Source organism: Paenibacillus sp. ClWae2A, from assembly GCF_032452295.1.
Classification (GTDB): Bacteria; Bacillota; Bacilli; order Paenibacillales; family Paenibacillaceae; genus Paenibacillus.
The window spans coordinates 631,554-646,228 of the sequence record NZ_JAULSQ010000003.1; the positions used below are offsets into that span (position 1 = coordinate 631,554).

A 14,675-nucleotide genomic window follows, 5' to 3' on the forward strand; every position below is an offset into this window, starting at 1 on the left:
TCTCTTAATCAACGATGTTCTGTCGCCTTCAACCACAAGGCATCTGTTAGTTGTTCGAACGTTTCACGCATAGCCAGCTTGTCCCGCCAGTGTGCCGGAATACCACTCAGTCCATAATAAGCACCTGCAATCTGCCCATACACCGCACCTGTAGTATCCGCATCATCACCCAGATTCACAGCTAACAATGCGCCTTCTTCAAAGCTTGCCGACTTATGGAACGCCCATAGTGCTGCCTCAAGTGAACGAACCACATAACCACTGCCCTTAATTTCCGGCGGTTCTTTGCTCTGATAGGAACCCATAACAACCTCTTCAATAGCAGGCGAAAAAGTAGGTACTTCCCTCCACTGTCTGCATGTCTCAGGCATCAGCATGACGTTTTTGTCCGCTCCGCGCAGACCAGCAATAATTATGGCGGCCAGCACTTCACATGCTTCCACGCTTTCCGTTGCAGCATGTGTTGTACGAGAGCTCAACCCAGCATAGCGGACCGCCTCGTTAGGTTGATTGGCATAAGCCATCGCGACAGGAGCAAGCCTCATGATAGAGCCATTACCCGCCGTCATCGGGTCAGTTGATCCGCTGTAGGCTTCCCCAGTTACCTCAAACCTCTCCAAGGCACTTCGGGTGGCCCCGCCGATATCAAAGCAATCGCCTGTGCTGCTCATATACCCGACCTTGTACCAATTGACGTATCTGCGCATCTGATCCGCAGGATCAAAGTCTGCCTTGCGTACCAAACTTTCTGCCAGACATAGAGCCATGGATGTATCATCTGTCCACTGCCCTGCCTCCAGCCCGAATACGCCACCTCCCACCATATCCGTTACAGGTTCAAACGTGCCCGGGCTGCTGAATTCCACGGTAGTTCCCAACGCATCACCCGCTGCAAGCCCGATGAAGCAGCCATTGAAACGGTCCTTTTGCAGCATCCTTATCTTCCTCCTTACTCCATATACTTTCAGAATCTTTCTTCCATTCTCCCACAGGGCCTGATCCGGCGTAAAGCTAATAAAATCCAATAAATTAAGCTCCATTTCTTCTATTATAAAAGTGTCGAAAGCAGTTGAACGGCCAGATTATCAAATTTTCATAAAAAAAAGTTTTATTTTTTTGAGCTGTAAAAACAGTTTATTCAGTACACCGCTTACATGCAAAAGGGTTAACGGTTTGCAACGTTCATCATTTTCTGAAAACAAATCACACATGTGAAAATTTTCAATGTAAACAATCATGACGCGCTTGACCCCTAGGTTTGTCCTATGTTACGGTTTTATTAGCTTCAAACGCATATTTTTCCCCAAATTAATATTCATTTTCGGTTTATTGCGTCAACTAACTTCCCGCAGGTTAATGAATATACGGAAATGAATTTGCAGAAAATTTTCATTCGTTTTTTATTCCCAAACTAATTCTGAAACAGGAGGAACAAATTTATGATTAAGGCACTGGTATTTGATTTCGACGGAACGATTATTGATACAGAGACAGCATGGTATATTGCTTTTCGTGATGCTTACAAGGAACATGGCGTGGATCTAACCCTGGAGATGTATTCACAATGCATCGGGACCAGTCTGAAAACATTTAATCCGTATGAGTACCTCATCACAGATTTGAATCTTCCGATCGATCGGGAAGCGTTCAGGGAATCCGTTCAGTTGCAGCACGCTGCATTGATGAACAAAGAGAAGGTTCGTCCTGGTATTCAGGAATATCTTGAACAAGCACGTGAAGCCGGACTGAAACTCGCTGTAGCATCCAGCTCCAAACGGGATTGGGTTGAACAGCATCTGGAACAACTGAAATTGAAAGATTATTTTGAAGTTATTCGTACGGCAGATGATGTTGCGAATGTAAAGCCTGATCCGGAACTCTACAATCAAGCGCTTGAAGCCCTTGGAGTAACTGCAGACGAAGCCGTAGCGATTGAGGATTCACCTAACGGCGCGCGTGCAGCTGCTGCGGCTGGTATGCACTGCGTAGTCATCTCGAATACCATTACAGGAACACTGGAATTCGATATGCCTCACCAACGGCTGTCTTGCTTGACTGACCTCGCATTTAACGATTTGATTTCGAAGCCACTCGTCACAACCGTCTAAGGTCTGCACGAATTTCGCGATTTAATCCTTAAAGGGGGAGTTCACACATGAAAGCTGTACATTTTGGTGCGGGCAATATAGGCCGCGGTTTTATCGGTCATATGTTGTCCGCTTCCGACTACGAAGTCTGCTTTGTCGCACGTAACCCGAAGAAAATCTCCATGCTTCAAGAGAGACAGGAATATCCGATTACACTTGCCAATAGAGATCAGGACACTACGATTGTCAACAACGTGACGGCTATCAATGTGAATGAGCAGAATCTGGTTGCTGAAGAGATCGCTTCAGCCGATGTGATCACAACCGCGGTGGGTGTATCTGCACTCGGAGATATCGCCAAACCTATCGCCAAAGGCATTCAACTTCGCATGAAAAACAATAATCAGGCTCCACTGCATATTATCGCTTGCGAAAATGCCATCGGTGGTAGCACCAGGCTGAAGAAACGCATCTATCCATTTCTGGATGAACAAACTCGCAAAAAAGCCGAACGTTATGTTTCTTTCCCCAATGCAGCTGTGGACCGGATTGTTCCGGCTCAAAACCACAAAGACCCGCTGCAGGTCACTGTTGAACCTTTTTACGAATGGGTCGTTCATCGTCCAGCACTTCTGGATGGATTTAAGAAAATTGATGGTGTCCACTATGTGGACTCCCTTGAACCTTATATCGAGCGTAAAATGTTTACGGTGAATACAGGCCACTGTGTCGCCGCATACTTCGGATATCTCGAAGGATTCAAGACAATCCGGCAGGTTATGAGCAACTCCACCCTGCGGGCCAAGGTACGCCATGTTATGGAGGAGACCGGTGAGATGCTCATCCAGAAGCACGGATTCAACGCACAGAAGCATAATAAATATATCGATACCATACTGGAACGCTTCGCCAATCCCAACCTGACGGATCAGATCACCCGGGTTGGACGTTCCCCCCTTCGCAAGCTCTCGCCTCATGATCGGCTTGTTCGCCCAGCGATGCAGGCCAGTGAATTCGGAATTGAAATTCCTCATTTAACTTCTGCTATGGCGGCCGCAATGCTGTTCAATGACAAACGCGACGAGGAAGCCATGAAGCTGCAACACATGATTCACGAAGATGGCGTCTCCGCCTTTATCCGTGAATGCATGGGAATTCCCGACGAACATCCCGTTCATCAGGATGTAATCGCCCGTTATCAAGAACTCAGAGGGCGCAAGGAATCGACTATACTAACCTAAGTAACACTGATCAAGGTATTGGTTCGATCCTGCAAACTGAATAGAAGCACGGCCAAGAAGCCGGGAGGATCCTATGCAGCAGCATCGCTCCTTCCGGCTATTTGTCTATGCACGGCGTGGCACGGCACGGTACATTCTATCTATATTGTAGTAACGTTAACAAAACAGCGTATCTCCTCTCTCAAGGAAACACGCTGTTTAGGGAATCTTTTTAACTTACTACATCGTTTGGCTTAACCGAGTGGCTCATCCATTTTCTACTCATTCATGATGGAATTAAGGGATGCATATGCCATGGGCAGGAAACCTTCCGAAGGTTCACCAATAGGTGCTTGGATGTGGAAAATGAAACCATTGCCGTCCAGTTCTTTGACAATAAAGTATTCTGTTTTCTTATCATTCTGGGACATCATGTACAATTTTGCATCCTTCATCGGACCGTTGCTTAGTTGTTCAGCCGTTAACTGCTTCACTTCTCCGGTCTCGGACAACTCTTCCTTGGCATCCATCTTCAGCGCATCCAGATTGTAATTCGCCGGCAGCTTCTCAATCTCTACCTCATAATCCGGATCAATCTTCATTGTTAATTCATGGTCTTCCGCATCAAAAGCCATCGGTTCAAACACATAAAGTGAATAACCTTTCGCTTGTGCCAGTGTCACTGGGCGTTTTTCGGTCATTCCTTCTACCGTCACTTCAAGCTCTGATGTCTTCGGACGATCGGACGTTCCTGTACCGCCTGCATTGGAACCGTTATTGTCATCACTCGATTCAATCTTTGCAATCTCTGTAAGTACCAACTGTTTCGTTGTTGCATCAATCGTTTTCTCTACATATTTGAAACGAACAGAATCTTCGTCATCGATATCATCCAGAGACTTCTGCAGATCTTCGCTCACCTGGAATGACATCGGCTTCTCATTCACTCGAATCTCAACGGTATGCGGATCAGCCCATCCAGTCAGAATACCTTCTGCTTCTATTGCAGCACTTTCATTCGGTTGTTGCTCCGGTGTTGGTGACTGTTCTTCCGTATTATTCACCGGTGTCTGTGCAGCAGGATTACTGTTCCCACAGGCCACAAGCGAGAATCCCATAAGTAAAACCAGGAGTGATGCACTGACTTTCACTGTATTTCCTTTTCGCATATGAACACCTCCGTTAGCTTATACGCAATGATGCTTGTCCATGTTGCTTCTCATCCATTGGCTTGGCTGTATACTAGTACTTACACGGGAGACAGGCGGCTCAATCATGCAAAATGTCTGAACGATTATTGCAGTCCTCTACCTAACTGGCTTGATCCATCTGTACCAGTTTGGCATTGGCTCCGTTAAATGCTTTGGTCTGGAGGTTAAATTGCTTTCGGAATTCAGCAAGCTTCGCATATTCGCTATTCCGTACCCGAATGGCTCGTTTAATCTTAACCAGATTAGGTTCTGCACTTCCTCTCATCAGATCATACAACTGCTCATCGGCACTCAGACTCAGCTGATACGAGGCAACAAAATTTTCCAATGCACGTGCTCTTGCTTCATATTGATCCAGTACCTTCTCAGCCTGTGCCAACGTTTCTTCTTTTTCAAATGATAGTTCCTTAAGGGAGCTGCGCAGGGCCACCGTCTTCTCGTTGGTCTGTTTCATGGTCTCTTCCGCCTGTTTCAACAACGTTCTTCGTTCATGAATATGACCTGCTGCCTGATCCAGCAGTGCTTCGAGATCACTGTTTTTGTTCTTGCCTTTGTCTAAAATAGACTTGTATAACTTCATATCTTCCTGCTCGTGACTGGTCAGTTTGTTCAAATTCTGATCGATCTCCTGACCGCTGAGCACCAATTGGTTCACCTGATTTGCCGCAGGCTCCTGCGGATCACCACAACCACTCGCCAGCAGAATTAGCAAAACACTAACTGCCGCAAGCGCCACTTTTTTACTCGTTAGCACCCAAGTCCTTCCTCTCTTGCATCATCTTGTTGTTATACTACAAGCGGGTATCTCCGCTAAAATTCGCTATCCAATGTGCATCCGGATCGTATACTTCGAACTCGTAACCTCGATCTTCGAGCAGCTTCAGAATACGTGGCAAAGCCTGAACCGTCTGCTCTCGCTCATGCATCAGAATCACTTCCTTATCCCGATGTACACTTTTGCTCACGCGGGCCACAATCTTATCCGGCTGACCGGGAAGATTCCAATCCAGTGAATCTGTCGTCCAGTCCCACATTTTGAACCCGGCCGCCGCAATGTCACCTCTGAACTTTTCACCGATCTGTGGACTGCTGCCATAAGGTGCACGAATAAGATGAGGTGTAAAACCAATCAGGTCTTGCACCATCTTCTGCTCTTTCTTGAACTCTTTCACAAAGTTCGCAGAGCCTCCACTCTTATACAGCTTTTTATAGTTATGCGTTATGCTGTGGAGTCCAGGGTAACTGCCTTCTTTCAACAACCGTTTCACTGCCTCTGGATGCTGGTTCAACTGACGTCCGATCATGAAAAAGGTAGCCTTCGCCTCATGCTGCTTCAAAATATCCAGCAGTTGTTCCGTATACTCCGTTGGGCCATCATCAAACGTTATGTATGCCAATTTGCGAACCTGACCCTGGAACCGTACCGGCTCCTCCTTCGCATCCGGAGTAACTTGTATCATGCCGAGCTTGGCGGGCTGTTCAATTACAGTCATCGGAGGCGGCGCCACAACGCTTTTGATCCAATGCGTCATGCCAAGGAATAAATATGTTATACCGGTAACGAACAATACCAGAAGCATTAGAGCTATGCTAATCCTTCCATACCGGATTTTTCTTCGTTTATGTGTTTTCGTGCGACTTGTGTTGGGCGGAATAATGCCACGTTCTCCCGCTCTCTCTTGTTGGACTCTCACTGTCATGCCACTTCCTTACTTTCATTTTTTCCCGATTATTGGTATATTATCTCGTTTCATGTCTCTATATAGAAGATTAATAGAAAAATGGATCGGGAGAATGACAGAATAGTTACAAGCCCGGTTACAATCTACTTATCTCTTTGTTCTCTTTATCTTTCCTGCGGTTACCTTCTCCTGTATAATGAAGTGATTTACGCCATCAGAATCAAGAAGGAGCTACACCCATGACAAGCTTGAACCGTGCCGGCAGATCCATCTATCTGTTATTCTTTGTCGGCATTATCGCCATTTCTTTTTCTTCGATCTTTGTACGCTGGTCTACCGCAGATGTTGCGGTCATTGCCATGTACCGTCTATTTTTGACCAATCTGCTGATGCTGCCTTTTGTCTGGAAATACAGACACGAGATGATGCGTCTGAGCTTACGCCAGTGGGGCTTGCTGCTTGCATCCGGTGTGATGCTGGCCCTTCATTTCCTGCTCTGGATGGGTTCGCTGCGGCTCACCAGTGTTGCCAGTTCCACAGTTATTCTCGCGCTGGAACCTATACTGATTCTGGCAGGTTCGGTATGGCTGTTCAAAGCCAAAATTAACCGCATGATGATCATCGGCATGGGCATCGCCCTGTTTGGATCAATCGTCATTGGCGCAGGAGATTTCCAGTTGGCAGGTACTGCCCTGCAAGGTGATATCTTGTCTTTACTTGGCACAATTGCAGTCGCTGTCCATATGCTGCTGGGTCAATTTTTGCGAGCGGGACTTAGTGCATTTTCATATAACTTCTGGGTATTCTTCGTGGCTGCTTGCACGCTGGCGGTATATAATCTGATCATGGGCCATCCGTTCGGGGGTTACGCTGCATCAGAGTGGGGAATCTTCCTGCTGCTCGCCATTGTGCCAACAATCTTCGGACATTATCTCTTCAACTGGTTGCTTCAATATATGAATGCCACGACGGTATCCATGGGCGTACTTGGGGAACCCGTATTCTCTTCCTTACTGGCCTGGATGCTGCTCGGCGAATCCCTCAGTGCATTACAGATGTCTGCCGGGGTTGTCATTATATTCGGGGTATGGATCTTCATTCGATATGGCAAAACCAAACCTCAGATTGCTTCAGCAGAAGCCTCTGTTGCGGGAAAAGGGACTATTGAACCTACAACGGTATAACGTATTTTTTCGTAAATCATAGTTATAAACGACTCTACCACTCTCATAAGGCGGTGTATTTTGATGAAAAATATTGTATCCATGCGCTGGCTGCTCGCCAGAATGTATGAACCGGATGTAGTTATTGCAGATTGCCGATTCTTGCTCGGTCAGCCGGAGGCTGGAAGACAAGCTTATGAAGCTGGACATATTCCAGGAGCTGTCTATCTCGATTTGGAAAAAGACCTGTCTTCTCCAGTTTCTGCGCACGGAGGACGTCACCCGCTTCCTGATCCGGCTGTGCTCGCAAGTCGTCTCTCCAAAGCTGGCATCGGCTCCAATAGTCGTATTGTTGCTTATGACGATCAAGGCGGGATGAATGCATCTCGTCTTTGGTGGCTGCTGCGCTACATCGGTCATGAACAGGTATATATCATGGACGAAGGTTTCTCCGCTTGGAAAAACGCCAAGTTCCCAGTGACTACGGATGTGCCGGTTCAGATCCCGGCTTCCTTTGATGTGAATGTGCAGCCAGCCATGCTGGCAAGTGTTGAAGATGTTCAACAAGCCTCTGCAAATGGCAGTGCCATGCTCGTCGACTCTCGCGATGCTCGCCGCTATGCGGGTCTGGAGGAACCGATTGATGCCAAGGCCGGACATATTCCGGGTGCGGTGAATTATTTTTGGAAAGATGTGTTGGATTGGGATGGACGTTGGACAGATACTGGGGTGTTAGAAGAGCGTTTCAGTAAGCTGGACAAGGATGGTGCGATTATCGTGTACTGCGGATCAGGCGTGTCAGCTTGCCCGAACGTGATTGCACTGGAAGAAGCGGGATATACAAATGTGAAATTATATTCTGGGAGCTGGAGCGACTGGATTAGTTATGGGGAGAATGCGGTGGCTACCGGGGAAGAGGACTAATTTTTATTCAGAATACGGAGCTACTTGAATCGTCGAGCCTTGTTTGGCTTGCTGAGGAATATCGCTTTATACTTCAATATCGCCACAATTGCTCTGGCTGCACTCATACTGCAATTTAATCTTCAGCAAAAGGTACCAAGATGTTAATATCTTTTGTAGTTATGTTAGTTGCAATTTGAGGAAGAAGCGAAGAACCTGTCTGATTTCCGTGAGCTGGCTGAATTGACTTCGGCTTGTCAAGCCCATTTTCATAACGGGCTTGACAAGCCGAATATACGAATTTAAAGCTGTATATCATTAGCTAGTGTTTGAGCCATCGTAACATGTCCACTTTTTAATGTTTATCCAGAGGGACAGTTAAATTCGACTAAATCAAAGGCCATTATGCGAAATCAGGATACGCAGCTTCAAAAAGCTTGCTCATTTGTATTATAAGCGATTACTTCTCATTTCTAATGATGGCTCTTAATACTTCGCGGTTTGGGAGAAAATCAATCTACATCAGAAATAGTTTTATTCAATAACTTGGTCATTTTGAGACGTACCAGGAAAAATTAATGAGCTTTCAATGAGATTTTTAATTTTTTTTCGCTGTTCTTCAATTACTATGACCTCTTTTGAAAGTCCATTGAAAAAAGAATAATGACTTTTGACTCCCAACATTATTAAGTATGAAGCTCCTTCAGATCTGCTGTTTACATGTCCACTTGTCATTAAATCATCGATAATATTCATAACATTATCTGAAATAGGAACTGAAACGACATTTTTTCTAATTTCTTTATTTAGATCATTTTTTTGAGCTAATAAACGCTGAGCAGCCTCTTCGGTAAGTAATTTTTTTTGTATCAGAACTTCAAGCATAGTTTCATCAATCGGAACTCCCATTTGCATTTTACGTTCAAGCTTTTCTTCCGTAGCTTTTTGAATATCCATTTTTTCACACTCCCTCATATCGACATTACATTATTACACGTAATTTATAAAGTCATTAGGTCGCGTTTCTCCCCCCAAAAATCGAGTGAAATTCTTCGCAAGTTGATTCCTGTGATGTTTGTTCCTATAGCACGAAAAGAAAACATTTTATTGCTATCGGACCGTAATCCCAATTCAGCATTTCATAGTTGCACACCACACTTACCTCATGTAGGACATATGTCTCCTTTTCTACGAAAACGATTAAAAAATCTTTATAATCCACACAAAATGTTCGATATACAACAAATGAACATCCGCATATCCCATGTATGCATCCTGAAATCTACCTCAGAAATGTGGCACGGGAGAACAGAACAATACATATAACAGGTTTTTAGGAAACAGAGAAAGTTCTGTCTGGTTGAAAGGCAGGAACTAACAAAGGAGAAGAAGATATGAAGGGACGAACGAGTCACACACGAAACACACGCAGCATTTGCGTGAACTTGCTGTTATCCATGCTATTGTTGGTTAGCAGCTTGCCGCTATGGCCTAGCAAGGCAGCAAACGCTGCTGCAGAAGAGTCATATCTCTTATCCCTGAACAGACCGGTGTATAGCTCCTCATCCCTTGGTGGGAATACAGCCGATCATGCCGTGGATGGCAACAAAAATACCCGATGGGAAAGTGTGTGGCAACAGGACCCTCAGTGGATCTATGTTGATCTGGGTGCAGTTGCTTCCATCTCCAACATCTCGATCGAATGGGAAAATGCCTATGCTTCCGCCTTCGACCTTGAAGTGTCGGATGACGAAGTCAACTGGAAGCAAGTGTACTCCACAACGAAGGGTCTAGGCGGTCTGACAGAAGTGGAGGTTTCCGTCAATGCACGATATGTGCGTTTGTTCAGTCATGAACGGGCGCAGCAAGCCTATGGTATTTCTCTGTACGCGTTCGATGTGTATGGAACGGGTGGAGCAAACCCACCTCCAAAACCGACTGCCACCAACCTTGCTCTTGGTAAATCGGTTATAGCGTCGTCGGAAGAGATTGACGAACCTAGCCGCTCCGCCGAAGATAAGGCCAAGATGGAGAAGCGCGATTATGAAGCGCGCAATGTGACAGATGGTGATCCAGGTACACGCTGGTCTTCCATATACAAGGATCAGGAATGGATTGTTGTGGACCTTGGTCAACGTCAGGAAATCGGAGAAATTTCTCTGCAATGGGAAAATGCGTTTGGACGTGCTTACGACATTCAGGTATCCGACGACGCAAAGCAATGGACTACGCTGTATCGGGAGTTACACAGCAATGGAGGACGGGATGACATTCCTGTATATTCAGAAGCCAGGTATGTCAAACTCGCAGGTCTTGGCCGAGGTACAACCAACGGTTATTCACTCTATGCCTTTGATGTGTATGAGTATATTCAAGGGGATGAAAAGCCGATCTACACCATTCCGTCTATCCCGGAGATGAGTTCGGTACAAGTCGGCGCTGGCAGTTATGCCATTAATGACATCACGATGCTGCAGCCGAAAAACCCAAAAAATCGCACAGCTGACATCACCGCCCCGATTCCATCCAATGACTGGTGGCAATCGATTCTCGTTTCGGATTTAGGAGATGGAAACAGTCTGGTCACGCTCCCATTCAAAAATCGATACACCAAACAGGGGCTTCATATTTTGAATCCTGGTGCTGGATACGTTTCTGCTGATGGCAACTCGATGGATGCAGATGGTGAAGCAGACCTCATCCTGACAACAAGCGATATGAACCCAGCCAAGGTCAATACCAAGATCGCAGGATACGGGGATTACTCCGCTAACATCATCATGAGTGATGATGACACGGCAAAGGTCAATACAACCTTTGTAAAAGGCTCCCCTTTCCTGTACAACACGTTTGAGAACCCGGACACCATCCTGATTCGTTCACCGAACATTACACGTCTCTTTGATGATCAAAACCGTGAGATTGTGTTGCAGGATGGGGAATCATGGACAGGAGATCATATCGGTGTAGAAGTCACCAATCAGGACAGAGCGCCTTCGCCGCAAACTTTTACAAGAAACTATGGTCTTTATGCACCTGAAGGAACCACATTTATAAAGCTGGGCAATACACTTAAGATTAAGCTGGGATCAAGCGAAAATTATTTGTCGCTCGCTACCCTGCCATCTGCATCAGAATTAGCATACTATTACCAGCATGCCTATGCTTTTGTAATGGATACGAAGGTCGATTACGACTATAACGAGAGCACTTCACAAGTTAAAACGACCTTTAACACCGTTACACAAACGAAGCGTGCCAACTTTTCCGCCGACACATTAATGGCTTTGTTCCCGCACCAGTGGAAACTTGCAACAACTCCACTCACGGAGCTCGCTTATCCTTCTATTCGTGGAATGATGAAAGTGAGCGAAGGCAACAGCTTTACGACACAGGATCGTTTCTACGGCATTATTCCGCAATTTGTGGAGCCGGATGATCCGACATACTCACGCGCGCAATTAATCAGTTATCTGGATCAGCTTGATGCAGATACGTCAGGCAATTTAATGAGTGAAGATCCCTACTGGCAGGGGAAAAAGCTTCATCCGCTTGCGCTCGGTGTGCTCATTAGCGATCAGCTTGGTGATCACGAACGTCGGGACCACTACCTGTCCCTGTTAAGAAGCATTTTGACCGACTGGTACACCTATTCACCGGATGAACGTCTGCACTCCTATTATTTTTATTACTCGGAGCAATGGGGAACGATCTTCCCTTATGGAAGCGGGTTCGGGGTCAATACCGGGCTGACGGATCATCATTTTACGTATGGCTATTACGTCTTTGCATCTGCAGTGCTGGCAACGTATGATCCAACTTTTGTACAGGATTATGGCGATATGGTTGAACTGCTGATCCGGGATTATGCCAATCCTTCACACACAGACGATCAATTCCCATGGATGCGTAATTTTGATCCTTATTCTGGTCATTCCTGGGCGGGCGGTTATGCCGACAATCGCAGCGGAAACAATCAGGAAGCTGCAGGCGAAGCTCTGTTCAGTTGGGTCGGACAATATATGTGGGGCGAAGTAACGGGGAACAAAGCCTATCGCGATGCGGGCATCTGGGGCTTCGTCACCGAGGAAAAAGCGGCCGAGCAATATTGGTTCAACTACGATGGGGACAACTGGCTGGAAGGATACAAACACGCTACCGTAGGGCATGTATACGGCAGTGCTTACCTGTATGGCACGTACTTCTCCAACGAGGCCGAGCATATTTATGGCATTCACTGGTTGCCGCCCGCAGAGTGGATGACCTATTATGGTCGTGATCCAAAGAATACCGCGGCACTATACAACGGTCTGATCAAGGATCTTGGTGGTCAGCAGGAGCACACATGGCAGCACATCATCTGGCCCTTCCAATCCATCGGGGACCCGGAGACTGCTCTTGCAAAGTGGGATACAAAAGAGATGCAGCAAAACGAAGTCTTTAACGCCTACTGGTTCATGCATAGCATGGCATCCACAGGAACACGTACCATGAATATTTGGGCAGATTCTCCCGCAGCAACCGTATACGAAAAGGACGGTGTCTACACGGCGCAAATCTGGAATCCGTCAGACACCGCCAAAACGGTTCGTTTTTATAATGCAAGCGGAGCTTTGGGTTCAGCTACCGTCTATGCGAAAGCTCAAGTGAAAGTAAATCCATTGGAGCATACAGTAGTCAAGCAGCCAGATGCTTCACAAGGCGTCACCTATCTGGGTCGCAGCGAATGGACGATTACCGCCTCTTCCAGTTCGGAAGCAGTCGAACGCATGATTGACGGAGATTTGACTACCCGCTGGTCATCTGGACAAACGCAACAGCCTGGAGACTGGCTCCATATTGATCTGGGCAACGAGCAGATGATGGACACACTTTTTATGAACTCCGGCAACAGCGGAGGTGATTATGCCCACGGGTATGAAGTTTACGTTTCGAAGGACGATGAAAACTGGAGCAAGCCAATTGCACAGGGAACAGGCTCATCTCCAAGCCTGTCCGTCGATTTGGGTATGCAGACGGCGCGTTATATCAAAATTGTATTGACTGCTCCCGCAGACAGTTGGTGGTCCATCTCGGAGCTCAAGCTCGCCCGATTTGGAAAGTTGCCTCAGACCCCAGAGTATCCAAATCCAGCTCCGTTGTCTGATCGCTCAAACTGGATCGTGACCGCTTCCTCCACGCAAGGAACGGATGTCACAGCTCACATGCTGGATGGCAAACAAGACACATTATGGACGAATGGACGAAAGCAAACGAGCGGACAGTGGATTACGATTGATCTTGGGAAAACGAGTGCTTTTGACGCAGTAGAGCTGGACCCGGGGAACGCGAAGGATGACTATCCGCGGCAATATCGCATTTTCGTTTCCGATGACGGGCAAAATTGGGGAACATCTATTGCTGGAGGCGAAGGCGTGTCAGGACGTCTCTCCATCACCTTCCCTGAGCAGCAGGCTCGTTATGTGAAGATCGTGCAGATGGGTGAATCCGATCAATGGTGGTCGGTCTCCGAGCTATTTGTTAATCACTATGGAACAGGAAAACAACAACGTCTGCTTTCAGATGCATGGTCCGTCACAGCGTCTTCCGATGAGGAGGAAGCTGCAACGGCGATACTGGATGGCTCGAACCAAACACGCTGGACTTCCGGTCAGGCACAAACAGGCGGTGAGTGGCTTCAGCTGGATCTGGGCAATTCAGAGACAGTGAACCGGATTGTACTGGATAGTGCACACAACAGTGAGGATTATGCTCGCGGTTATGAAGTATACACCTCTCTCGATGGCATGGATTGGGGTAAAGCTGTGGCTACGGGTGAAGGAAAAAATGCCTTGCTCTTCATTGCATTCCCTGCTCATGAGGCCCGCTATATCAAAATCGTTCAGACCGGAACGGATTCTCACTGGTGGTCTGTAGCTGAAATCGCAGTTTATACTGCCGATCAGACACCATGGACACCCGGGGAACAGGATGATCTGCTGCCTACCGAACTGGATCGGACATCTTGGACAGCTACAGCTTCCACGTCTGAAGACGTTGGTGCACTACTGGATGATGATCTGAACTCACGCTGGACCTCTGCATCCGGACAACAAGCAGACCAGTGGATTCAGATCGATCTGGGAAGCATTCAGAATTTTAGCAGATTAACTATGGACTCAGGCAGCAGTACCAATGACTATGCCCGCAGTTTTACAATCGTCACTTCAACGGATGGCGAGCATTGGAATTCGGTTTCAGAAGCTGTGGGAACAGATTCTTTAATCTCTGCGACATTCACCAACCAGAAGGCACGATATGTCAAAATTGCTTTGACTACGGACAATGCTGAGTGGTGGTGGTCTATTGCTGAATTGAAGCTGTACCGATGATACGCTGAATTAAAAAACCATCAATCTTACGCAGCATT

At 46.8% G+C, this 14,675-nt stretch carries 10 protein-coding genes; 5 read left to right on the top strand and 5 right to left on the bottom strand.

Going from position 1 to position 14,675, the window contains the following annotated elements:
- Nucleotides 1-8 precede the first annotated feature (8 nt).
- Nucleotides 9-935, bottom strand: a complete 927-nt coding sequence (locus tag QVE09_RS14100; RefSeq protein WP_315937251.1) for an ADP-ribosylglycohydrolase family protein — start codon at nucleotides 933-935, stop codon at nucleotides 9-11.
- Between the two features lie 504 nt (nucleotides 936-1,439).
- Here QVE09_RS14100 and QVE09_RS14105 point away from each other — a divergent pair.
- The gene (locus QVE09_RS14105; RefSeq protein ID WP_315937252.1) at nucleotides 1,440-2,108 is read left to right on the top strand and encodes an HAD family hydrolase; all 669 of its coding nucleotides are present in this window, start codon (nucleotides 1,440-1,442) and stop codon (nucleotides 2,106-2,108) included.
- 47 nt (nucleotides 2,109-2,155) lie between these two features.
- On the top strand, nucleotides 2,156-3,328 hold the full coding sequence (locus QVE09_RS14110) for a mannitol-1-phosphate 5-dehydrogenase (protein ID WP_315937253.1): 1,173 nt from the start codon (nucleotides 2,156-2,158) through the stop codon (nucleotides 3,326-3,328).
- Between the two features lie 257 nt (nucleotides 3,329-3,585).
- Here the strand turns inward: QVE09_RS14110 and QVE09_RS14115 are convergent, their stop codons facing one another.
- The 3 genes from QVE09_RS14115 to QVE09_RS14125 all read right to left on the bottom strand — a co-directional run bounded on the left by QVE09_RS14115 (nucleotide 3,586) and on the right by QVE09_RS14125 (nucleotide 6,212).
- Entirely contained in the window at nucleotides 3,586-4,476 is an 891-nt protein-coding gene (locus tag QVE09_RS14115; RefSeq protein WP_315937254.1) for a hypothetical protein, read from the bottom strand.
- Nucleotides 4,477-4,618: 142 nt separating this feature from the next.
- Complete coding sequence (locus tag QVE09_RS14120) at nucleotides 4,619-5,272, bottom strand: YkyA family protein (protein WP_315937255.1); 654 nt, start codon at nucleotides 5,270-5,272, stop codon at nucleotides 4,619-4,621.
- Between the two features lie 37 nt (nucleotides 5,273-5,309).
- Nucleotides 5,310-6,212 (bottom strand): polysaccharide deacetylase family protein, encoded by a 903-nt coding sequence (locus tag QVE09_RS14125; protein WP_315937256.1) that lies wholly within the window; start codon nucleotides 6,210-6,212, stop codon nucleotides 5,310-5,312.
- 227 nt (nucleotides 6,213-6,439) lie between these two features.
- Between QVE09_RS14125 and QVE09_RS14130 the strand changes: the two genes are divergently transcribed.
- Complete coding sequence (locus QVE09_RS14130) at nucleotides 6,440-7,384, top strand: DMT family transporter (protein WP_315937257.1); 945 nt, start codon at nucleotides 6,440-6,442, stop codon at nucleotides 7,382-7,384.
- Between the two features lie 63 nt (nucleotides 7,385-7,447).
- Entirely contained in the window at nucleotides 7,448-8,287 is an 840-nt protein-coding gene (locus QVE09_RS14135) for a sulfurtransferase (protein ID WP_315937258.1), read from the top strand.
- A 513-nt stretch (nucleotides 8,288-8,800) separates the two neighbouring features.
- On the opposite strand, the gene QVE09_RS14140 is transcribed toward QVE09_RS14135, so the two are convergent.
- On the bottom strand, nucleotides 8,801-9,223 hold the full coding sequence (locus QVE09_RS14140) for a hypothetical protein (RefSeq protein WP_315937259.1): 423 nt from the start codon (nucleotides 9,221-9,223) through the stop codon (nucleotides 8,801-8,803).
- Nucleotides 9,224-9,660: 437 nt separating this feature from the next.
- Between QVE09_RS14140 and QVE09_RS14145 the strand changes: the two genes are divergently transcribed.
- Nucleotides 9,661-14,637 carry a discoidin domain-containing protein gene (locus tag QVE09_RS14145; RefSeq protein WP_315937260.1) on the top strand — a complete coding sequence of 1,659 codons (4,977 nt, stop codon included), beginning with the start codon at nucleotides 9,661-9,663 and terminating at the stop codon, nucleotides 14,635-14,637.
- Nucleotides 14,638-14,675 lie beyond the last annotated feature (38 nt).

Coding starts and splice junctions, on each gene's coding strand:
- QVE09_RS14100 (WP_315937251.1), bottom strand. CDS start 935: ATGCTGCAAAAGGACCGTTTCAATGGCTGCTTCATCGGGCTTGCAGCG.
- QVE09_RS14105 (WP_315937252.1), top strand. CDS start 1,440: ATGATTAAGGCACTGGTATTTGATTTCGACGGAACGATTATTGATACA.
- QVE09_RS14110 (WP_315937253.1), top strand. CDS start 2,156: ATGAAAGCTGTACATTTTGGTGCGGGCAATATAGGCCGCGGTTTTATC.
- QVE09_RS14115 (WP_315937254.1), bottom strand. CDS start 4,476: ATGCGAAAAGGAAATACAGTGAAAGTCAGTGCATCACTCCTGGTTTTA.
- QVE09_RS14130 (WP_315937257.1), top strand. CDS start 6,440: ATGACAAGCTTGAACCGTGCCGGCAGATCCATCTATCTGTTATTCTTT.
- QVE09_RS14135 (WP_315937258.1), top strand. CDS start 7,448: ATGAAAAATATTGTATCCATGCGCTGGCTGCTCGCCAGAATGTATGAA.
- QVE09_RS14140 (WP_315937259.1), bottom strand. CDS start 9,223: ATGGATATTCAAAAAGCTACGGAAGAAAAGCTTGAACGTAAAATGCAA.
- QVE09_RS14145 (WP_315937260.1), top strand. CDS start 9,661: ATGAAGGGACGAACGAGTCACACACGAAACACACGCAGCATTTGCGTG.